The sequence below is a fragment of the Sinorhizobium chiapasense genome (assembly GCF_036488675.1).
GTDB classification, from domain to species: domain Bacteria; phylum Pseudomonadota; class Alphaproteobacteria; order Rhizobiales; family Rhizobiaceae; genus Sinorhizobium; species Sinorhizobium chiapasense.
The window spans coordinates 4,156,737-4,176,449 of the sequence record NZ_CP133148.1; the positions used below are offsets into that span (position 1 = coordinate 4,156,737).

18 protein-coding genes are annotated in these 19,713 nt (G+C 61.8%); 5 read left to right on the plus strand and 13 right to left on the minus strand.

Annotation, left to right across the window (positions count from 1 at the left end):
- Positions 1 to 105: 105 nt before the first annotated feature.
- Complete coding sequence (locus RB548_RS19700; RefSeq protein ID WP_331372880.1) at positions 106 to 744, minus strand: hypothetical protein; 639 nt, start codon at positions 742 to 744, stop codon at positions 106 to 108.
- 101 nt (positions 745 to 845) lie between these two features.
- Positions 846 to 2,063 (minus strand): tyrosine-type recombinase/integrase, encoded by a 1,218-nt coding sequence (locus RB548_RS19705; RefSeq protein WP_331372881.1) that lies wholly within the window; start codon positions 2,061 to 2,063, stop codon positions 846 to 848.
- Between the two features lie 555 nt (positions 2,064 to 2,618).
- Here RB548_RS19705 and gltS point away from each other — a divergent pair.
- Positions 2,619 to 3,824, plus strand: coding sequence for a sodium/glutamate symporter (gltS, locus tag RB548_RS19710; protein ID WP_331372882.1), 1,206 nt, complete (start codon positions 2,619 to 2,621; stop codon positions 3,822 to 3,824).
- 32 nt (positions 3,825 to 3,856) lie between these two features.
- Here gltS and RB548_RS19715 read toward each other — a convergent pair whose 3' ends face one another.
- From RB548_RS19715 to RB548_RS19745, 7 genes are all read right to left on the minus strand, one after another.
- Positions 3,857 to 4,411, minus strand: coding sequence for an HdeD family acid-resistance protein (locus RB548_RS19715; RefSeq protein ID WP_331372883.1), 555 nt, complete (start codon positions 4,409 to 4,411; stop codon positions 3,857 to 3,859).
- 81 nt (positions 4,412 to 4,492) lie between these two features.
- Positions 4,493 to 7,636 carry an efflux RND transporter permease subunit gene (locus RB548_RS19720; protein WP_331372884.1) on the minus strand — a complete coding sequence of 1,048 codons (3,144 nt, stop codon included), beginning with the start codon at positions 7,634 to 7,636 and terminating at the stop codon, positions 4,493 to 4,495.
- The gene (locus RB548_RS19725; protein ID WP_331372885.1) at positions 7,633 to 8,790 is read right to left on the minus strand and encodes an efflux RND transporter periplasmic adaptor subunit; all 1,158 of its coding nucleotides are present in this window, start codon (positions 8,788 to 8,790) and stop codon (positions 7,633 to 7,635) included. Before RB548_RS19725 ends, RB548_RS19720 begins: the two co-directional genes overlap by 4 nt.
- Positions 8,791 to 8,815: 25 nt before the next feature.
- Positions 8,816 to 9,433, minus strand: a complete 618-nt coding sequence (locus RB548_RS19730; RefSeq protein ID WP_331372886.1) for an HdeD family acid-resistance protein — start codon at positions 9,431 to 9,433, stop codon at positions 8,816 to 8,818.
- 135 nt (positions 9,434 to 9,568) lie between these two features.
- Positions 9,569 to 10,828, minus strand: a complete 1,260-nt coding sequence (arcA, locus tag RB548_RS19735) for an arginine deiminase (protein ID WP_331372887.1) — start codon at positions 10,826 to 10,828, stop codon at positions 9,569 to 9,571.
- A 16-nt stretch (positions 10,829 to 10,844) separates the two neighbouring features.
- Positions 10,845 to 12,278, minus strand: coding sequence for a basic amino acid/polyamine antiporter (locus tag RB548_RS19740; protein ID WP_331372888.1), 1,434 nt, complete (start codon positions 12,276 to 12,278; stop codon positions 10,845 to 10,847).
- A 319-nt stretch (positions 12,279 to 12,597) separates the two neighbouring features.
- On the minus strand, positions 12,598 to 14,028 hold the full coding sequence (locus tag RB548_RS19745) for a basic amino acid/polyamine antiporter (RefSeq protein WP_331372889.1): 1,431 nt from the start codon (positions 14,026 to 14,028) through the stop codon (positions 12,598 to 12,600).
- Positions 14,029 to 14,337: 309 nt separating this feature from the next.
- On the opposite strand from RB548_RS19745, the gene RB548_RS19750 reads away from it, so the two are divergent.
- Positions 14,338 to 14,538: a DUF2905 domain-containing protein gene (locus tag RB548_RS19750; protein ID WP_331372890.1), complete on the plus strand. Its 201-nt coding sequence runs from the start codon at positions 14,338 to 14,340 to the stop codon at positions 14,536 to 14,538.
- A gap of 161 nt (positions 14,539 to 14,699) precedes the next feature.
- On the opposite strand, the gene RB548_RS19755 is transcribed toward RB548_RS19750, so the two are convergent.
- The 3 genes from RB548_RS19755 to RB548_RS19765 form a co-directional block, all read right to left on the minus strand.
- A complete protein-coding gene (locus tag RB548_RS19755) occupies positions 14,700 to 15,032 on the minus strand; it encodes an ArsR/SmtB family transcription factor (RefSeq protein ID WP_331372891.1) in 333 nt (110 codons plus the stop codon).
- Positions 15,019 to 15,456 (minus strand): SRPBCC family protein, encoded by a 438-nt coding sequence (locus RB548_RS19760; RefSeq protein ID WP_331372892.1) that lies wholly within the window; start codon positions 15,454 to 15,456, stop codon positions 15,019 to 15,021. The genes RB548_RS19755 and RB548_RS19760 overlap by 14 nt, the downstream gene beginning before the upstream one ends.
- Before the next feature lie 98 nt (positions 15,457 to 15,554).
- On the minus strand, positions 15,555 to 15,830 hold the full coding sequence (locus tag RB548_RS19765; protein WP_331372893.1) for a BON domain-containing protein: 276 nt from the start codon (positions 15,828 to 15,830) through the stop codon (positions 15,555 to 15,557).
- Positions 15,831 to 15,968: 138 nt separating this feature from the next.
- On the opposite strand from RB548_RS19765, the gene RB548_RS19770 reads away from it, so the two are divergent.
- Positions 15,969 to 16,913: an AEC family transporter gene (locus tag RB548_RS19770; RefSeq protein ID WP_331372894.1), complete on the plus strand. Its 945-nt coding sequence runs from the start codon at positions 15,969 to 15,971 to the stop codon at positions 16,911 to 16,913.
- 147 nt (positions 16,914 to 17,060) lie between these two features.
- Here RB548_RS19770 and RB548_RS19775 read toward each other — a convergent pair whose 3' ends face one another.
- Entirely contained in the window at positions 17,061 to 17,720 is a 660-nt protein-coding gene (locus RB548_RS19775) for a c-type cytochrome (protein WP_331372895.1), read from the minus strand.
- 156 nt (positions 17,721 to 17,876) lie between these two features.
- Between RB548_RS19775 and RB548_RS19780 the strand changes: the two genes are divergently transcribed.
- Positions 17,877 to 18,629, plus strand: a complete 753-nt coding sequence (locus tag RB548_RS19780; RefSeq protein ID WP_331372896.1) for a 3-deoxy-manno-octulosonate cytidylyltransferase — start codon at positions 17,877 to 17,879, stop codon at positions 18,627 to 18,629.
- Between the two features lie 14 nt (positions 18,630 to 18,643).
- Complete coding sequence (locus RB548_RS19785) at positions 18,644 to 19,498, plus strand: prephenate dehydratase (protein ID WP_331372897.1); 855 nt, start codon at positions 18,644 to 18,646, stop codon at positions 19,496 to 19,498.
- Positions 19,499 to 19,713: the final 215 nt, after the last annotated feature.

Below are 19,713 nucleotides of genomic sequence, written 5' to 3' on the forward strand. Positions count from 1 at the left end.
CGACCAAACCAATTACACACGTTTTCTCCGGCTGTCTCATGAGCCGGTGAACGGTTTTTTCGGCACTCTCCGGCACATGCGAATTCTAGCCTAGCTACTTCTTACCTATTTGCCTTGAACGATCCGGTAGATCGTCGCCGGTCTGATCTTCTTGATCTTCGCTTCCTTGGAGACGGCCAGTACAAAGGCGACGAACGGCCCGTAAAACCCTTGATCGTCCCGCGATATCTTCATGTCCCGTACAGCAAAAGGCTCTTCCCGCCCCTCGAAATACTTGCCGAAGACATGCGCCAGCCGCTCCACGAACCATGCGCGCGCCGATTGATCGCTGTCCCGTTCGACCTCCGGGCTGTCGAGGTGATGGGAGACCATGGCCTCTACCCATTCGAGAGCAACGGCAAGCCCGGAAAGCTCCCGCGCCCACCATTTCCCGGCTGTATCGTCCTTGTCGATCAGCTTGCGGAAGGCTTGCGCATGGCGTTCGATGGCCCTGCCATGTTTGGCAATCTCTGCCCACGGCAGGCGGTCGAGGTCATCGCGGGTCCGGTAGCCGACCACCGCCAGATCGATCTCCCGGCGAAGTTCGAGGCGGCGCTCCTTGAGCGCTTGCCGCTCCTCTACCGGCTTGACGGCGATCTCCTGTAGAGACGGCACGAGCCCGGCGGGGATCGGAAAAATCCGCTGGCGATAGGCCAGTTGGACAGCCTTGAGGATGGCGTCCAGTTTGCCGATAGCGCCGTCCATGTGCCTGCGCCGCATGCACATTCGGGAGCGTAAGGGAAACCGGTGGTGCAGACCGGCTTGTCGGATGGCCGTCCTATCCCTCAACGTTGCCATTGTGCCGTTCACCCGCGCTTCGCGGCAAGCGCTATCACCTTGCCGCCCTTGTCCTCGCCGCCGATGTGATCGGCCCACAGCGTCATTAGCTCACGGCGCTTTTCGAGCGCGTCAGAGCGGCGGTAGGCTCGCTCGGTGGCGTCGCCGACCGCATGCGCCAGCGCAGCCTCGGCGACCTCACGCGGGAAGGGGGTGGCGTCTCCGCACCAATCGCGAAAGCTCGACCTGAACCCGTGGCAGGTCGTGGAAGTCTTCGCCTTCAAGCGTCGCAACAACATTTCCATGCTGGCGGCGCTGACCGGACGCTTCGCCTTTTGGCCGGGGAAAACGTAGGGATGGTCAGCCCGCCGGACCTCCGCCATCGCTTCGAGGATTTGCACCGCCCTCGGCGACAGCGGCACGCGATGTTCCCGGCCCGCCTTCATGCGGCTTGCGGGCACCGTCCAAACCCGGTTCTTAAGATCGATCTCGTCCCATCTGGCACCGACGACCTCGCCGGAGCGGGCGGCGGTTAAAACCAAAAACTCCATCGCCCGTGCCGCCACGCCGATGCGATCCCTTAAGCTTGCCATGAAGGCTGGCACATCCGCATAGGCCAGTGCCTTATGATGGCCGCGTGTCAGCTTCTGGCGCGGCGGCAGGATGGCATCGAGGTTGCCCCGCCATTGCGCCGGGTTCTTGCCCTCGCGCCAGCCCTGCGCCTCGGCGAAGGCGAGCACCCGCTCGATCCTGCCGCGAAGTCTTGAGGCGGTCTCGCTTTTGCTCGACCAGACGGGTTTCAGAACTGCGAGCACTTCGGCGGTGCCGATCTCGTCCACCGGCTTGTCGAGGATCGACTTGCAATAGCTCTCGCCAAGCGTCATCGACCATTGATCGCGGTGTTTGGAGTTCTTCCATGTGCTGAGCCGTTCAGCGTCAAGGAAGCGTTCGACGGCGACGCGAAAAGGGGGCGCTGCCTCCTTACGGCTCTCGGTCAATGGATTGAGACCGTGCGCCAGCCACTTGCGGCAGACCTCCGCCTTGGCGCGGGCGTCGGCAAGCGAGAGGGTGGGATAGCCTCCCAAGCCTACGGCGGTTCTCTTGTTGCCGATCTTGAACATGTAAATCCAACTGCGGCTGCCGGTCGGAGCGACCTGCAGGTAGAGCCCGCCGCCGTCCGAGTGGCGTCCGGGGCGGGTTTCGTACTTGACCCCGTTCGGGGTCAACTTGTGTAGAGGACGCGCCATTTCGCTTGCACCTTTTCTTGCACCTTGTTGGTACGACTATAGGCGACGCCATGCGACAATGTAAGAGGATATGGAGCGCAAACGCCTGGGAAGTATGGGATTTGGGAGATGCCGAGAAACGCCTGGCGACAGTAGTACGGCGGTCTCTCTGTCCGCCATTTTTCTAACCGACTGTTTGCGCGAAGATTTCTCGGGTTTTCAGGCGCTGGCCCTGAAGGCAAGCGCATTCGAGATCCGGGCCGTAGCGCTTTCCGGAGCGGTCCTCGGCCAGCTGCCTCGGACTGACGATCGAAGCCGTTTCGCCTTCGCTTACAAAATTGAAAAACAAAGGTATTGTTAAGTCGCACGGTTTCTCGGGGCATGGAGATCGTGCCTTTGGTGATGTCCAACGCGTGGCGAGCGGAGCACGGGCCGAAGATTTCCCGGCAAATGAGAAGTTCCTTCAAATATGGCGTTCCGGGTGAGCGCAAACTGACGGCCGGAGGGGTGCATCACGCCCCTTGCCGGAGAGTGCATGAGGGGCGGGCCTGAAGTGCGATCACACGGGGAAAGAATATGTCGGCATTGCAGGTTCCCGCGTTCCTGACATTTACCTTATCGCTCCTGGTTTTCTTCGTCGGCAGCGGGCTCAACAGGTCGGTCACGGCACTTTCGCGCTGGAACATTCCGGAGGCTGTGACCGGAGGTCTGATTTCCGCATTTCTGACATTGCTGCTGTACGCATTCTTCGACACGGAAATACGCTTTGCACTGGGCGCGCGCGATCTACTGCTATTGTACTTTTTCACCGGCGTGGGCTTGAACGCGCGGCTTTCCGACCTGATTGCCGGTGGGCGGCCGTTCCTCGTGCTTCTGGCGCTGACACTCGTCTTTCTCATTATTCAGAGCGTTGTAGCCGCGGGCGGCGCAGCAGTGCTTGATCTGCCCGCCGGCTTCTCGATCCTGCTCGGGCCGGCCTCGCTTATCGGCGGTCACGGCACGGCCATTGCCTGGGCGCCGACGATTTCCACCCGCTTCGGCCTGACGAATGCCATGGAAGTCGGCATCGCCAGCGCGACGCTGGGACTCGTGATCGCGAGCATTCTGGGCGGACCGATTGCGCGTCGCCTCATCTTGCGCAACGGCCTGCACGGGAAAATGGATGAGGAACTGATCGTCGGAGTTTCCAACGAGCAGTCTGATCGCCACGCGGACGAAGTGAGCTACCAGTCAGTGCTGCAAACGCTGCTTGTGATGAACATAGCGGTCATCGGCGGCTACCTGCTGCACGAGCTGGTCGTCGAGCTGGGCATCAAGCTTCCGCTCTTCGTCGTTTGCATGTTTCTCGCAATCCTGTTGACCAACACAGTGCCCGTGGCCGCGCCGCGGCTGCCCTGGCCAACGAGGACCCGACCACTTTCGCTGATTTCCGATCTTTCGTTGAACATCTTTCTCGTGATGTCGCTCATGAGCCTGCAACTCTGGACGCTGCAAGGCCTCGGACTATCGATTATCGTGGTATTGGCACTGCAGACCGTCATCGCGGTCGCCTACATCCTGTTCGTCGTTTTCCCGGCAATGGGGCGCAGTTACAACGCGGCGGTGATTTCAGCAGGCTTTTCTGGCATCGCGCTCGGCGCGACCCCGACCGCCATTGCCAACATGGCCGCGGTGACCAAGACCCATGGTGCCGCGCCGATCGCCTTCATCGTTCTGCCATTGGTATCGGCATTCTTCATCGATATCGCCAACGCCGGAATCATCACGTTTATGGCGAGATAAGCCGCGCTGCAGGCGACGTTTGCGTGTCCCCGTTACGCTGATTGCGTCGAAGGTGACCACGCCTGGATCAGCCATGCGAGCCCGTGGAAAATGAGGTCGATCCCCAACAGAAGCCCGAGCACCCAGATGCCGGTCGCCGGCCAGCCCGAGATGATGGCCAACCCAGCCAGAATGCCGAATATTCCTGAGATGAGCATCAGCCAGCCGCCACCGCTCCAATGCCTGACTGCGACAATGGCCCGCACGACGCCCGAAGCCAGGAACACCAGCCCGAGGGTGAAGGTCAGGATCAGGGCACCCGAGATGGGTTGGCTTACCACCATCCAGCCGAAGACGACGTAGAGAACCCCGAGCAGGAGCTGCCACAGGAAGCCGCCCCAGCCCTTCGTCCAGAAGGCGTGAACAATCTCGAATGCGCCGACGGCGATCGCCGTAAAGCCGATGAGCAGCGTGCTGACGAGCGTAGCCACAGCCACGTCACCCAGCACGAATATGCCTCCGAGAAGGAGGACGATCCCGAGCAGGACACGAAGCCAGGTAGGCGGCGCGTTGAGAGTCGTGGACGTTCCGGATTCGTAGGTCGTCATGTCTTTCTCCCTCTGTTGGTTCCAAATCTTCCATTGGGCGCGGGCGCCCGCCTGCCGTCCCGTGTGGTGCCGCCTCCAAGCCTAGGTCACGGGCGGCTCCGTCGCCGGCTTCGTTCGCGTGGAAACCCATTCCGCCACACGCTCGATCACGGCAAACAAGGTCGGGATGATGAAGAGGCCGATCGTCGTTGCCCCCACCATGCCGCCCAGGATGGTGACGCCCACCGCCCGACCGGCACCCGCTCCCGCGCCCGTCGACACCGCGAGGGGCACGATGCCGAAGATGAAGGAAACCGCGGTCATCATCACAGCGCGGAAGCGCTGCTCGGCGCCGAGCCGTGCGGCCTCGGCGATAGATTGCCCGTCCTCGAGGCGTTCCTTGGCGAATTCGACGATCAAGATGGCGTTCTTCGACGCGAGCCCGATCAAGAGCACGATGGCGATTTGCGCGTAGAGGCTGTTCTGCAGCCCTAAAAGCATGAGTGCTCCGGTCGCGCCGAACAGGGCGGCGCCGAGAGACAGGATGACGGCGATGGGCAGCGTCCAGCTTTCGTATTGCGCGACCAGGAGCAGGTAAGCGAACAGAAAGGCCAACCCGAAGATGAGCGGTTCCTGTCCGCTGCTACGCCGTTCCTGAAACGACAGGCCGGACCACTCGAACCCGTAGCCCGCCGGCAGCTCCTGTACCGCCACACGTTCGATCGCGTCCATGGCTGTGCCCGAACTGCCGCCGGGCGCGGCCTGCCCATTGATCTGGGCGGCCACCGACAGATTGTAACGGGAGAGGACGAAGGGCGCGAGAACGGTTGTTGTCGACACCACTGTTCTGAGCGGCACCATCGCACCGGTGCGGTTGCGTACATGGAGATTGAGGATGTCCTCCGCATCCGCGCGATGCTCGGCATCAGCCTGGAGATTGACCTGGAAGACCCGCCCCTCAAGTGTGAAATCGTTCACGTAGCGAGAGCCGAAGCTCGCGCCGATCGTCGAATAGATGTCGGCGACGCTCACCCCCAGGGCCTCTGCCCGGGTGCGGTCGACGTCGACGTAAATCTGCGGCACGTCGGCGCTGAAGGTCGTCGCCGCACCGCCGACTTCCGGCTGCTGATTTATCTCCGAGACGAATGCGCGCGCCACCTGGGCGATCTCTTCCGGCCGCTGCCCCTGCAGCGCTTGCAGGCGCAGGTCGAGGCCGCCGACGGCGCCGATTCCGGCGATCGCCGGCGGCGCAAAGACCGCGATATTGGCTCCCGGCACGGTCGAGAATTGCGCCCGCAAGTTTGCAAGGATTGCGGAGAGCTGCAGTTCCGGCGTCTCGCGCTGGTCCCACGGGTCAAGGGCCGCGATCACCATCGCCCCATTGGGGGAGGCGGTGCCTTGCAGGATACTGAAGCCGGCGACGGAGATGACGTTTTCGACCCCGGCCGTCGCCGACAGCACTTGCTCGACTCCATTTACGACCGCCCGGGTACGGTCAAGCGAGGCGGCGTCAGGAAGCTGGATATCCAGGAACAGGGCGCCCTGATCCTCGTCCGGGAGAAAGGTGGAGGGCAGGCCGGTAAACATGAGGAAGGCGCCGAGGAAGCAGGCGGCGAGCGCGGCGAGGGGGATGATCCAAAGGCGCACCAGGAAGGCGACTGCGCGGCCGTAGCCGTCGCGTGTCGCGTTCATCACCCGTGTGAACCAGCCGAGCGGACCGCGCCGGTAACCGCCCTGTCCGCGTCTCAGCAGGATTGCGCTGAGCGCCGGACTGAGCGTCAGCGCCACTATGGACGAGAGAACCAGCGCGGCCGATAGTGTGACCGCAAACTGACGATAGAGTTGGCCGTTTATGCCCGCGAGGAACCCGGTCGGTGTCACGACGGCGAGCAGCACCAGCGTCGTCGAGATGATCGGCCCCGTGATCTGCCGCATCGCCTTGCGGCTCGCACTCGCCGTATCGATGCCGGGATCGTCTTCCATCACGTGTTTGACGTTTTCGACGACGAGGATCGCGTCATCGACGACCAGTCCGATCGCCAGCACCAGGGCGAGTAGCGAGATCGTATTTATCGAGTATCCGAAGGCAAGCAGAACGGCCATGGCGCCGAGCATCGAGACCGGGATGGCCACCGCCGAGACCAACATGGCGCGCCAGTCCTGCAGGAACAGGAAGGTGATGAAGAGCACGATGAGGAAAGCCTCGATGAGGATCTCGACGATCAGCGACAGGCTTGCCCGGACAAAGCGCGTCGCATCATAGACGACTTGGTATTCGAGGCCGGCTGGAAATCTCGGCGAAAGGCGTTCGAGCTCGGCGAGCACCGCATTGGCCGTCTGGATCGCGTTGGCGCCGGGTGCCTGGCTAATCTGCAGCATCGCCGTTTCGCGCCCGCCGAAGTACGCGCTCGATGAATAGCTGCGTGCACCGAGTTCGATGCGGGCGATGTCGCTGAGCCGCACGACGGCGCCCGCCCCACCCGTACGCACGACGATGTCGCCGAACGCCTCGGAGCTTATGAGCCGCCCTTGAGCGACCAGGGTATACTGCAAATCTGTGCCCTCTTGCGCCGGGGGCGCGCCGGCCTGCCCGAGGGAAGCCTGGATATTTTGGCTCTGGATTGCAGTTGCCACATCGTCGGCGGTGATGCCGAGCGCATCCATGCGTGTCGGGTTGAGCCACACCCGCATCGAGTATTCGGACGCGCCGACGACGGCGGCCTCCCCGACGCCCGAGACGCGCGAGAGCGCATCGATGAGCGTTGTCGCAGCGAAATTGGTGATCTCGAGCGCACCGAGCGTGCCGTCCGGCGAATAGAAGGCGATGCCGAGCACGAAATCCGGCGAGCGTGATCGCACCGATACGCCTTGCTGGGTTACGGCGGACGGGAGCTGGGAAATCGCCAGTTGCGCCCGGTTCTGCACGTTCACCTGCGCAATGTCCGGATCCGTGCCCACTTCGAAGGTCACCGAAAGCGAATACTGTCCGGCATTGGAACTTGTCGACGACATGTACATCATGTCGGCGACGCCATTTATGGCCGTTTCCAACGGGCCGCCGACGACATCGGCAATCACATCGGCGCTGGCGCCTGGATAGGTTGCCGAGACGGTCACGGTCGGCGGCGTGATCTGGGGATACTGCTGCACCGGCAGCGCAAAGATGCTGATCGCGCCGGCGATTGAAATGATGATCGAGATGACGATCGCCAGCCGGCTCCGGGTAATGAACAGATCGGAGATCATGGGCTGTCGTCCAAGGGCTGGCCATCGCTCGGCTGTACCGTCATGCCATCGGCGAGACGCTGGATTCCCTGGACGACGACTTGCTCACCGCCGCTGAGGCCTGTGGTGACCGCCCAGCCGTTGCTTATGCGCGCGCCCGTATCGATGCGGCGTTGCGAGACGGTGTTGTTCTGGCCGAGCAGATAGACGAAGCGCCCCTCGCGATCCTGCAGCACCGCCATCTGCGGCACCACCGGCAGTTTGCGTATATCCTTCTCTTCTATCAAGAGGGTGACGAACTGTCCCGGGATCAGCACGCGATGAGGATTGGGAAAGACCGCGCGCGCCGTGACTGTTCCGGTCTGCGGGTCGACCTCGTTCTCGACGAACTCGATTCGACCAGCCTCGTCGTATTCAGTCCCGTTCGCGAGACGCAGCGAAAGTTTGAATGCACGCGGATCCAGCAGGCTTCCGCCTGCCTCTTGCTGCCGGGCGGTCACAAGCAGGCCCTCGGTCATGGCGAAGGCCACACGGATAGGGTCGAGACTTGCGACTCGCGCCAGCGATCCGGAATCGGGTCCGACAAGGTTGCCGACCGTGAACATCGCACGACCGATGCTGCCGGAGATCGGCGCCGTGATGCGGGTATAGGACAGGTTGAGGTCAGCAGTGTTCAGGGCCGCCTCGGCCACCAGCGCGTCCGCGGCCGCGACATCGAAGGCGGCCTGGGCATCATCCAGCACGGCCCGCGATACCGTGTTCCGAGCGAACAGGTCCCGATTGCGCGCAAGGGTCCTTTCTGCCGATTTCCGCGTCGCCTCAGCGCGCGCCAGTTGCGCCCGCGCCGAAGCGACCGAGGCCTCGAGTTGATCCGGCTCGATCTCGAACAGTGTGTCTCCCGCCTTGACGACCTGGCCATCGGTGAATGTCACGGCACGCAAAAAGCCGGTGACGCGCGCCCGGATGTCCACCGCATCGATCGCCTCGATACGGGCCGTGAACCGCGCGGGATTGCTTACCTGCTGTACCTCGACCTTCTCGACGACGACGGCCGGTGGCGGCATTGCCTGACTTGCCCCCTGCTGCTGGGCAAGTGAGGTCGAATTGACGCAAAGAGCCGCAGTCCCTGCCAGGCAGGCAAGCATCAGGCGACTGCAAGAAGCAGGTTCGATCATCGCGCCGTTTCCGATTCGTGCGTCCTCATGGCCGTGCTCTGCGTATCGTGAGGGCAATGGCGATGTATGCACCGCCGGCAACAAGTAGGGAAAAGCCGGCGATAGCGCCTGACGGGAATGCGCTGGTGTACGGCAGCTTCAAGGCGAGCACCGCGCTGGCCGCGAGCGCAACGAGGCCCGAAATCGCGAACCAGTGCCAGCCGTCCTGCCTGCGCACGATTACCGCTAGCACGATCTGCAGAATGCCTTGTAGGAGAAGCACCAGGGCGATCAGGAGAGTGATCGCCAGGGCGCCCTTCAGCGGGTTGAAATAAATCAGGATGCCGCCGACCACCTCGACCGCGCCGGTCAGTTTCTGCCAGATGAAGCCGTTCCAATCCTTGACCTGCAAGGACTGGACCATCTTTACAACGCCGGCGAGGGCAAGGACCGCTCCCAGGACGACGCTCGCCGCGAATGTGGAGACGGCAGGAAGCGCGATAGCCAATGCTCCGCCCAGCGCCAGAGCAATGCCCAGTGCGAGAAACCATCCCCATTTCGAATGCAGGGACTCTGCCTCGCGCTCGTAATCAACTCCTTCCGCTGAAGAACCGCTCACCGGCGGTTGTCCAATTGGAGTTCCTGCCATGGCTGCGCCTTTCACGGGTCGTCGCAGTGCACTCGGACTGAGAGCGGGATGAGGAAAAGTGTGCGCGGTTTTCCGCCCGCATCCCGCTCTAACTTTTAAAAATCGATCACGTTTATGATTTTGGGTCGATTCGACCCAAATCATCGTGATCTAATAGTCAACCGCATCGCGGATGATCGGGCAGGTCATGCAATGGCCGCCACCGCGTCCACGACCGAGCTCGGCCCCGGTGATGGTGACGACTTCGACGCCCGCCTTGCGCAGCAGCGTATTGGTGTAGGTGTTGCGGTCGTAGGCGAGCACCACGCCGGGCGAGAGGCAGACGAGATTGGCGCCGCTGTCCCATTGCGTGCGTTCGCGCACATACGCATTGCCACCGGTCTCGACCACGCGGATCTCCTTGAGACCGAGGGCGTCGCGCACCGTTTCGACGAACGAGCCCGTGTCCCTGTGCAGCTCGACGGCGCCCGGCTTGTTGCCCGGCCTGTAGGAGAAAGCCTCTATGCCATTGACGATGTCGGGATAGATCAGCACGCAGTCGCGGTCGGCGAAAGTAAACACCGTGTCGAGGTGCATGGCCGCTCGCAGCTTTGGCATGGCGGCGACGATGATGCGTTCGGCTGCGCCCTTTTCGAACAGGGTTGCCGCGAGCTGGCTGATTGCCTGCCTCGAGGTACGCTCACTCATGCCGATCAACACGTTGCCTTTGCCGATCGGCATGACGTCGCCGCCCTCAAGGGTGGCAAGACCCCAGTCCTTGGTCGGGTCGCCCCACCAGACATTAACCTTGCCGGCGAAATCTGGATGGAACTTGTAGATGGCGGCGGCGAGGATCGTCTCTTCGTGGCGCGCCGGCCAATAGAGCGGGTTGAGCGTCACCCCGCCGTAAATCCAGCAGGTGGTGTCGCGCGTATAGAGCGTGTTGGGCAGCGGCGGCAGCAGGTACTCGTTGACGCCTGCCGCGTCACGGATAAGCGCCAACTGCTCGCCGCCGATCGACTCGGGAAATTCATAGGTCGAGAGCCCGCCGATCAGCGTTTCGGCGAGATCGCGGTTGGACAGGCCCTCGAGATAAGAACGGACTTCGTTGACGAGGCCGAGGCCGATCTGGTTCGGAACGACCTGGTTATCGAGGATCCACTTCTTCGCTTCCGGGACAGCGACCGTCTCGGTGAGGAGATTGTGCATTTCCACGACGTCGATGCCGCGGTCGCGCATCTTGGTCATGAAATCGAAATGGTCGCGTTTGGCGTTGTCGACCCAGAGGACATCGTCGAACAGGAGGGCGTCGCAATTGGTCGGCGTGAGCCGTTGATGAGCACGCCCCGGCGCGCAGACCATGACCTTGCGCAGCTGGCCGACCTCGGAGTGTACGCCAAAAGTGTGCTGGGTCGAGCTTTGAGAAGACATGGCACATCTCCCTTTTTCAGATCGTCAGGTAGCCGGTGGACAATCCGATGATCGCGGCGATGCAGCCGATGGCAGCAGCCGCGAAAATCAGCCAGTCGACGGATGTGTTGAAGAGCTGCTTGCCCTGCTCGCGCCTGGCCCAGAAATAGAGGATCGTGCCGGGGGCATACAGGAGAGCCGACAGCAGGACGAACTTCATGCCGCCGGCGACAATCATGAAAAAAGTGTAGACGGCGGCAATGCTGGCGATGATCAGGTCGCGGTTGCGCTCATGCGGCCTGATTTCGTACGTCTCGGCACGCCGCGCCAGCAGGAAGCCGAAAGCGGCCACCAGCAGGTAGGGGATCAGCGACATTGCGCTTGTCAAATTCAGCATCAGCGCGAACGCGTCCCGCGACCAGTAGGTGCTGACGACGAACAGCTGGACGACGATGTTGGTGAGCCATAGCGCGGCCGCAGGGACCTTGTTCTGGTTCTCGGTGCCGAAAAGCCGGGGCATGTCGTCCGTGCGCGCGGCCACGTAGAGTACTTCCGCGCACACCAGAGACCAGGCGAGATAGGCGCCAAGCACCGAGACGATCACGCCGATGCTGATGAAGACCGCCCCCCAGGGGCCGACGACGGCAGCAAGTACGCCGGCCATCGAAGGCTGGCTCATGGCGGCGATCTCGGGACGTGTCAGGGCCGCATAGGGCAGCAGCGTGACCAGCACCATCAACGCGCTGACGCCGATGAAACCCATGATCGTGGCCGTGCCGATATCGGAGCGTGTCTGCGCATAGCGCGAATAGTTGCTCGCGCCTTCGATGCCGATGAAGACGAAGACCGTCGCCAGCATCGTCGCCTGGATCTGTTGGAGGAGGGTTGCTTCCGGCATCCCCTCACCGCCCCAGAAGTTCAGGCGGAACAGGTCGAGCTTGAAGAAGAAAAAGAGGATGATGATGAAGGCGATGATCGGAACAACCTTCGCGACGGTCACGACCGTGTTGATAAAGGCCGCCTGCTGAATGCCTCTCAGGATCATGAAGTGGAAGAGCCAAATTCCGATCGAGGCCACAAGTATGGCGATGACGGTGTTGCCGTCGCCGAAGGCTGGAAAGAAATTGCCGAGCGTGGACTTGATCAGCACCCAGTATGACACGTTGCCGATGCAGCTGCCGATCCAGTAGCCGAAGGCGGAGAGGAAGCCCGGATAGTCGCCGAAGCCTTCCTTGGCATAGGCGAAAACGCCGGCATCGAGATCGGGCTTGCGTTCGGCCAGCGACTGGAAGACGCGCGCCAGCATGTACATGCCGCCGCCCGCAATGCACCAGGCGATGATTGCGCCGAACGGCCCCGTCGCGATGCCGAATGTCCGCGGGAGCGAGAAGATTCCTGCGCCGACCATGGAGCCGACAACCATCGCGGTGAGAGCGAACAGGGACAGCTTCTGCTCAGCCTTGGTCACCATCGCACCACTCCCGGGTTCGCCGATGTATGGGCCGTCCGCGCGGGTGCGGACGCCGAATAACTCTGGAAGTCGCTCGTGATGCCAGGTGAACTCGTGGATATTGCCGGTCGATTATCGATTTGAAGCGGGCTATCCGCTTCTGGCACCACTTCTATAACATGCTTGGGATCTCTGATCGCAATGTTAGCGTGTAACCTTCAGAATTCCTAGAGGGAATCGATTATCTGCTGAAAATGCGGACGCGACGACGCGTGTGAACTCCATAGCCGCGCTTCTTTGCATCAACGGACAGGCTTGGATCGCCCGGACTCCGTAAAAGTCATAAGGTGATGTAGCCGGTCACGAGCCCGTGGATGCCAAAGAGGCATCCGGCCACAGCAGCCGCGAAGACGAGCCATTCCCGATGGCTGAACAGCGGCTTCATCTGCTCGCGCCTTGTGTAGAAGAACAGGACCGTTCCGAGCGCGTAGAGGATGGTGGAAAGCAGGAGGAACTTCAGGCCCCCGGCATAGATCATAAATACCGTGTAGACCATGGCGACGCCCGCGAAGATCAGATCGCGGAACCGCTCTTCCGGCCTGATGTCGTAGGTCTCGCCGCGCCGCGCGACAAGGAAGCCATAGGCTGCCACCAGCAGGTATGGAACCAGAACCATTGCGCTCGTCAGGTTTACCATCAACCGGAACGCGTCCTCCGAGAACAATGTGCTGACGAGGAAGAACTGGATCACTCCATTGCTCAGCCAAAGCGCCGCCGCAGGAACGCTGTTGCTGTTCTCCCTGGCGAGAACGCTCGGCATGTCTCCGTTCTTGGCGGCGCAAAAGAGCACCTCGACACAGATCAGCGACCATGCCAGATACGCTCCGAGCACGGAAACGATCAAACCGACACTGACAAAGACGGAGCCCCATGGCCCGACGACGGATTCCAGCACGGAAGCCATCGAGGGCTGGCGCATGCCGGCGATTTCCGGTCGTTCCAGGGCGGCGTAGGGCAGCAGCGTCACCAGCACCATCAATGCCAGAACGCCGACGAAGCCAAGTGTCGTGGCCACGCCCACATCGGAACGTTTGCGGGCGTACCGCGAGTAGACGCTCGCGCCCTCTACGCCGATGAACACAAAAACTGTGACCAGCATGGTCGCACGAACCTGCTCGAGCAGGCTCGCCTCGGGCATGCCCGCGCCGCCCCAAAAATTGGCGCGAAAGAGGTCGGCCTCGAACGCGCCGAGCAGGATGACTATGAAGATCACAATGGGGACGATCTTTGCCACGGTGACGAGAGTGTTGATGGCCGCTGCCTCCTTGATCCCTCGCAGGATCATGAAGTGGAAGCCCCAGAGCGCGACAGAGGAGACAAGCACCGCGGCAACCGTGTTGCCGTCTCCGAAGATCGGAAAGAAGGCCCCGAGGGTCGCCTTGATCAACACCCAGTACGACACATCGGCAATGCAGCCGACCAGCCAGTAGCCGAGGGCCGAAAGGAAGCCGGCATAGTCACCGAAGCCGGCCCTCACATAGGCGTAGACGCCGGCATCGAGATCGGGCTTGCGTTCCGCGAGCACCCGGAACACGTGAGCGAGAGTGAACATGCCCGCCCCTGCGATGCACCAGGCCACGATCGCACCGAATGGTCCAGTCGCACTGCCGAAGGTGCGCGGCAGGGAAAAAATCCCGGCGCCGACCATCGATCCGACCACCATCGCGGTCAACGCGAACAGAGACAGCTTCTGCCCCGAATCGTCCGTCATGCTGCTCTACCCGCCGCACAAGTGTTGCTGCCGCAATCGTCGCGCTGTGCCTGGTAACTGAACCCGCACAGAATTTCGCAACCATACGTCTGCAATCATCGCACCATTGACCATCAGTAGCATACACGATCATCGCCCTGGCTGCCCTGTGCTACGGGAGAGCTGCAGACAAAGACCGGCACCTCACGCGCGGTGCTGGCAGCATTTGGATCCTCTCCTTGCCGGTCCGACACCGGCGCATTGTTATATGATGCGAATTCAAACATCATGCAGGAAGGCTGAATTCGTGAAGCAGAACATGTCTGTGCCATGTCCCGAGTGCTGATCATCGTCGGGCTAGTAATCGTTGCGATCGGTGTTCTCTGGCCGTGGCTCACGCGTATCGGCCTGGGTCGGTTGCCCGGCGATATTCTGATCGAGCGCGAGAATTTCACGATTTACATTCCCATCACCACTGGATTGCTTTTCAGCGTCGTGCTCTCGGTCATCCTTTGGCTGATCAATCGTTAGCCCGACGCGTTCCGCTCGCATTCAGCTACAGCGCCGCGCGTCCGATCGGACGCGCTAAGTTCGCTGTAGCACTTTGAAATGCTGATGATTTTGTCCTTAAATCGATTCCGATTTAAGGAATCATGCAGTAGCCTAATTGCGTGCAGCGGCGATTAGCGCGCTCATCGTTCCACCAGCGCCTTGAGCCGCGCCAGTGCGTCGTCCCATTGTGCCGAAACTCGGTCGAGATACGACCGAGCTGCGGTGATCGGTTCAGGCCGGTAGCCGAACTGGCTTTCGCGGCCGACGCGGATGCTTTTGACGAGGCCGGCGCGTTCCAGCACGTGCAGGTGCTTGGTCACGGCCTGCCGCGTCAGTTTCGTATCGGCGGATAGCGTGGCGATCGATCGTGTCTGGCCATCGCTGAGCTTTGTCAGAAGCGAAAGGCGGGTCGGGTCGCCGAGGGCGGCGAAGACCTCGACGGGCCCCGGATCGGCAGGCTCAGGCTTCGACATAGGCCTTGATGTTTCCCGCCTGAATTTCCCATCCGCCTTCATTGCCGCGCAAGGCCTCCATGCGGCGATCCTCCGGCAACGTTTCGAAGCCGGATTCGATAATGGTCAAACGGGTTCCGTTCGCTGTTGGCTCGAGGCGGAATTCCACGAGCGTAGATGGGGATGTCGAGAGATCGGTATCCTCGCCGTGCGGCCATCGGAAGGAAAAGAGGGTCGGGGCCTCCATCCGCTCGGTCATCGACGTCCATTTGGTGCCCTCATGGCCGGGATAGGTCATTTCGCCCGTCGTTTTTTCGCCGACCACGAACGGCCCGTCGAGCCTCACGCGGAACCATTCGCCGAATGCCGTGTGGTTCGTGAGTGCATGCCAAACCTTTTCGATCGGCGCATTGAGTTCGATGCTCTTCTTGATGCGATCTGTCATGATGCAACCTCCAGATTGCCAATATTCTCGCAGCTCGAAATGAAAAAGGCAACCAAAAGGTTGCCTTTTAATTCTGGCGCCTCCCGAGACGAATGCGCTCAGTCGGTTGCCTGGCCCGGCCGTACCGTCAGCCGGTTTTCGACGCTCGAAACGCCGATGACCGAGGCGGCGGCCTCTCCGGCGCAGGCAATGTCTGCCTCCTCGGCGACATTGCCGGAAAGCACGACCATTCCCCCAAGCGCCATGACGGAAATCCCGCTCGTGTCCACGAAGGTGGCGTAGCGAATGAAGCGCAGCACCTTCTCGGCTAGATCGTCATCCGTCAGATGCGGATCGTCGTCCCGATGCGAGTAGATCGATTTGTCCGTCGACATCAGCGTTTCCCCGGTCCTCTTTCGCAACGCTTCTGTTGGCCGAATGTTCCGCCCGCGGCCCCGATGCCTGTCCTCCAATGTGCCCTTGCCTCTGCCGATCGAACGGGTCTATGCCTCTTGCACCACCCAAGGCTCATCATGTCCGATATCTTCCTGAACGTTCTCCCGATCTTCGTCCTGATCCTGACCGGCTGGCTGGTCGTCAGGCTCGGCTATCTGAAACCGGCTGTCGGCGATGCGCTCGGCGATTTTGTCTTCCGCGTCGCCGTGCCGGTCCTCCTGTTCCGCACGATTGCCGAGGCCGATTTCAAGGAGGGTTCGCCTTGGCCGCTCTGGGTCGCCTATTTTTCCGGCGTTGCCGTCACCTGGACGGTCGGCCATCTGGCGGCGACCTTTGCCTTCGGGCGCGACGCGCGCATGGGCGTGCTCGCAGGGGTGTCCTCGGCCTTCGCCAACACCGTGTTCATAGGGCTGCCGCTAGTTTCGCGTGTCGTCGGCGAGGACGGGGTGGTGGCGCTGTCGATCCTGCTCTCAGTCCATCTGCCCGTCATGATGATCGCCGGCACGGTGCTGATGGAGCGTGCGGAAAGGAAAGCGAGCGGCAGGCCGGGGCAAAGCCCGCTGAGGCTGCTTGCCGGCGTGGCGCGCAATCTCGTTCGTAACCCGCTGGTGATCGGTCTCGCCTTCGGCGCGCTCTTTCATCTTCTCGACCAGCCGCTTGGCGGCTCGGCCAAGGCCGTCGTCGATCAGCTCGCCGCTACGGCGGCGCCGGCCGCACTCGTGTCGATCGGCATGGCGCTCGACAAATACGGCCTGGCCGGAAACACCGGGCTTGCGGCCGTCACCAGCACGTTGAAGTTGCTTGTGCTGCCCGGCGTCGTCTTTGGCGCCTGTCATCTCCTGGGGCTCAACGACAGTTGGACGGCCGCGCTGGTGCTGACCTCCTCGGTGCCGACCGGCGTCAACGCGTGGCTGATCGCCAATCACTTTGATGTCGGCCATGCGCTCGCTTCCTCGACGATCACGCTAACGACGGCGCTGGGCGTGCTCAGCGTTTCGGCCTGGGCCTACCTGCTGATGTGACGACTGCATGTTTCCTTCGGTACGATTAAGGAAACATGCAGAACTCGAGGTGCTGCAGCGTCCTTCGGGTGAGACGCGGCGCTGTAGAAACGAAAAACCCGGCCAGAGGCCGGGCTTCCCAAATCAAAATCTGTCGTTGGCGAGAACTTAGTTCGCCGGTGCCGGCGCGGGTGCCTGGCCGTCCTGGGCGGCCTGGCCGTCCTGGGCGGCCTGGCCTTCGGCGGCAGCAGGCTGCGCAGCGCCGCCTTCCGCTCCAGCGGCAGGAAGCGGTGCCGGGCTGTCGGACTGTTCGCGCAGCCAGGCGATCAGATTGGCGCGCTCGTCGCCCTTCTTGAGGCCGGCAAAGCCCATGGCTGTGCCCGGGACATGCTTCTTCGGCGCTTCGAGGAAGAAGCTCAGATGGTCATAATCCCATACGACCTTGCCGCCTTCGGAGAAGGTCTGCATCCCGGCGGAATAGCTGAAGCCTTCATGCGATGCGACCGGGCGGTTGACGACACCCCAGAGATTCGGGCCGACCTTGTTCGGTCCGCCCTTCTCCACGGTGTGACAGCTTGCGCATTTCTTGAACACGGCTTCACCAGCGGAAGCATCGGCCTTGGCGAGCAACGCTGCGATCGGCTCGGCCTGCGCCTCTTCGCCACCAGCGGCGCCGGCTTCGCCCGCGGTTTCCTCGGCGACAATGGTGAAGCCTGGCTTCTCGGGAGCTTCGGAATGGAAAATGCCTTCCGATGCAATGGATACAGACATCAGAACGAAGACTGTACCCAGCAAGGCACCCACGCCCATGTTCACATATGAATTCATCTGCAAACGCTCCCTTTGCCACCGGCGTCAACAAAAACCCGGCCCATCTTGAAATCGCGCGGAACCTATGTCTTTTGGCTCTGCGTTGCAACAGAGATTATCGACCCTGAAGTGAGACTTTTTGACACTTTCAGCGGGGTTTTTTAAGGCTAGACGATGAATCACGGAAATTCTGGCAAAGCTCTCGTGCTCATTCCGGCGCGGATGGCGTCGACCCGCCTGCCCGGCAAGCCGCTCGCCGACATTTGCGGCCTGCCGATGATCGTGCAGGTCGCCAAGCGGGCGGCCGAGGCGGATGTCGGCCGAATCGTCGTCGCGGTCGACGATCGCGACGTCTTCGAAGCGGTCAGCGATGCCGGCTTCGAGGCGATCATGACGCGGGTCGACCATCAGTCCGGCTCGGACCGCATCCATGAGGCCCTGCTGAAGGCGGATCCTCACGGCGAGGCCGAGATCGTGATCAACGTCCAGGGCGACCTGCCGACGATCGAGCCCGGACCGATCCGCGCGGCGCTGAAACCACTTGAAAACGCCGCGACCGATATCGCGACGCTGACTGTCGAGATCACCGACGAACACGAAAAGACCAACCCCAATGTCGTGAAGGTCGTGGGCTCGCCGCTTTCCGCGAGCCGCCTGCGGGCTCTCTATTTCACCCGCGCCACCGCCCCGCACGGCGCCGGGCCGCTCTATCACCACATCGGTCTCTATGCCTATCGGCGCAAGGCGCTCGAAACCTTCGTCTCGTTGAAGCCATCGGTCCTTGAGAGGCGCGAGTCGCTTGAACAATTGCGGGCGCTCGAAGCCGGGATGCGCATCGACGTCGAGATCGTCAACTCGGTCCCCCTCGGGGTCGATACGCCCGAGGACCTCGAAAAAGCCCGTCGCATTCTCTCCGTCAAAGCCTGAGAAGGAATTCGAACGTGACCGCCAAGACCAACAGGATCTCCTTCCAGGGCGACTTCGGCGCCAATTCCGACATGGCCTGCCGTGACATGTTCCCGTCGATGGAACCGCTGCCGTGCCAGACCTTCGAGGATGCCTTCGTGGCGGTGGAAAATGGCGATGCCGATCTCGCCATGATCCCGATCGAAAACACAATCGCCGGACGTGTCGCCGACATCCATCACCTGCTGCCGGAATCGCGCCTGCACATTGTCGGCGAATATTTCATGCCGATTCGGTTTCAGTTGATGGTGCTGCCCGGCGTCTCGCATGACGATATCCGCACCGTGCACAGCCACATCCATGCTCTGGGCCAGTGCCGCAAGATCGTTCGCGCCAATGGTTGGAAGCCGGTGGTGGCGGGCGACACAGCCGGTGCGGCCAAGCTTGTCAAGGAAACGGGCGACCGCTCCATGGCGGCGCTCGCCCCGCGCCTTGCCGCCGACCTCTATGGACTCGACATCATCGCCGAAAATGTCGAAGACACGGATAGCAACGTCACGCGCTTCGTCGTGCTTTCGCGCGAAGAGCAGCGGATTGCCCGGTCCTCCGACGACGAACTGATCATCACCACCTTCGTTTTCAACGTGCGCAACATTCCGGCCGCGCTCTATAAGGCGATGGGCGGCTTCGCCACCAACGGCATCAACATGACCAAGCTCGAGAGCTATCAGCTCGGCGGCAAGTTCGTCGCAACCCAGTTCTATGCCGATATCGAAGGCCATCCGGAGGACGAGTCGGTCCGCCATGCGATGGACGAGCTGCGCTTCTTCTCGGAGAAGGTGCGCATCCTCGGCACCTACCGGGCCCATCCCATGCGCGGCGTCCTCTGACCCACAGCGCCGCGCGTCTTATTTAGACGCGCAAAGGATGCTTTGAACCGCTGCATCCTTGGATCGGCTACGATTTCACGAAACATGCAGGCAGCGATCACGCCGTTGCCATGATTTGAACTGACTTTGTACGGGACCTAGGCGACCGAATCCGGCAGGCGGAAAAGACGGCGGAATTTCGTCAACTGGCTATTCGCCTAGCGCATGCCTAATCT

Bases quoted from the DNA above. Each gene is read 5' to 3' on its own strand.
- RB548_RS19700 (WP_331372880.1), bottom strand. From the start codon at position 744: ATGGACGGCGCTATCGGCAAACTGGACGCCATCCTCAAGGCTGTCCAA.
- RB548_RS19705 (WP_331372881.1), bottom strand. From the start codon at position 2,063: ATGGCGCGTCCTCTACACAAGTTGACCCCGAACGGGGTCAAGTACGAA.
- gltS (WP_331372882.1), top strand. From the start codon at position 2,619: ATGTCGGCATTGCAGGTTCCCGCGTTCCTGACATTTACCTTATCGCTC.
- RB548_RS19715 (WP_331372883.1), bottom strand. From the start codon at position 4,411: ATGACGACCTACGAATCCGGAACGTCCACGACTCTCAACGCGCCGCCT.
- RB548_RS19720 (WP_331372884.1), bottom strand. From the start codon at position 7,636: ATGATCTCCGATCTGTTCATTACCCGGAGCCGGCTGGCGATCGTCATC.
- RB548_RS19725 (WP_331372885.1), bottom strand. From the start codon at position 8,790: ATGATCGAACCTGCTTCTTGCAGTCGCCTGATGCTTGCCTGCCTGGCA.
- arcA (WP_331372887.1), bottom strand. From the start codon at position 10,828: ATGTCTTCTCAAAGCTCGACCCAGCACACTTTTGGCGTACACTCCGAG.
- RB548_RS19740 (WP_331372888.1), bottom strand. From the start codon at position 12,278: ATGGTGACCAAGGCTGAGCAGAAGCTGTCCCTGTTCGCTCTCACCGCG.
- RB548_RS19745 (WP_331372889.1), bottom strand. From the start codon at position 14,028: ATGACGGACGATTCGGGGCAGAAGCTGTCTCTGTTCGCGTTGACCGCG.
- RB548_RS19750 (WP_331372890.1), top strand. From the start codon at position 14,338: ATGTCCCGAGTGCTGATCATCGTCGGGCTAGTAATCGTTGCGATCGGT.
- RB548_RS19755 (WP_331372891.1), bottom strand. From the start codon at position 15,032: ATGTCGAAGCCTGAGCCTGCCGATCCGGGGCCCGTCGAGGTCTTCGCC.
- RB548_RS19760 (WP_331372892.1), bottom strand. From the start codon at position 15,456: ATGACAGATCGCATCAAGAAGAGCATCGAACTCAATGCGCCGATCGAA.
- RB548_RS19765 (WP_331372893.1), bottom strand. From the start codon at position 15,830: ATGTCGACGGACAAATCGATCTACTCGCATCGGGACGACGATCCGCAT.
- RB548_RS19770 (WP_331372894.1), top strand. From the start codon at position 15,969: ATGTCCGATATCTTCCTGAACGTTCTCCCGATCTTCGTCCTGATCCTG.
- RB548_RS19775 (WP_331372895.1), bottom strand. From the start codon at position 17,720: ATGAATTCATATGTGAACATGGGCGTGGGTGCCTTGCTGGGTACAGTC.
- RB548_RS19780 (WP_331372896.1), top strand. From the start codon at position 17,877: ATGAATCACGGAAATTCTGGCAAAGCTCTCGTGCTCATTCCGGCGCGG.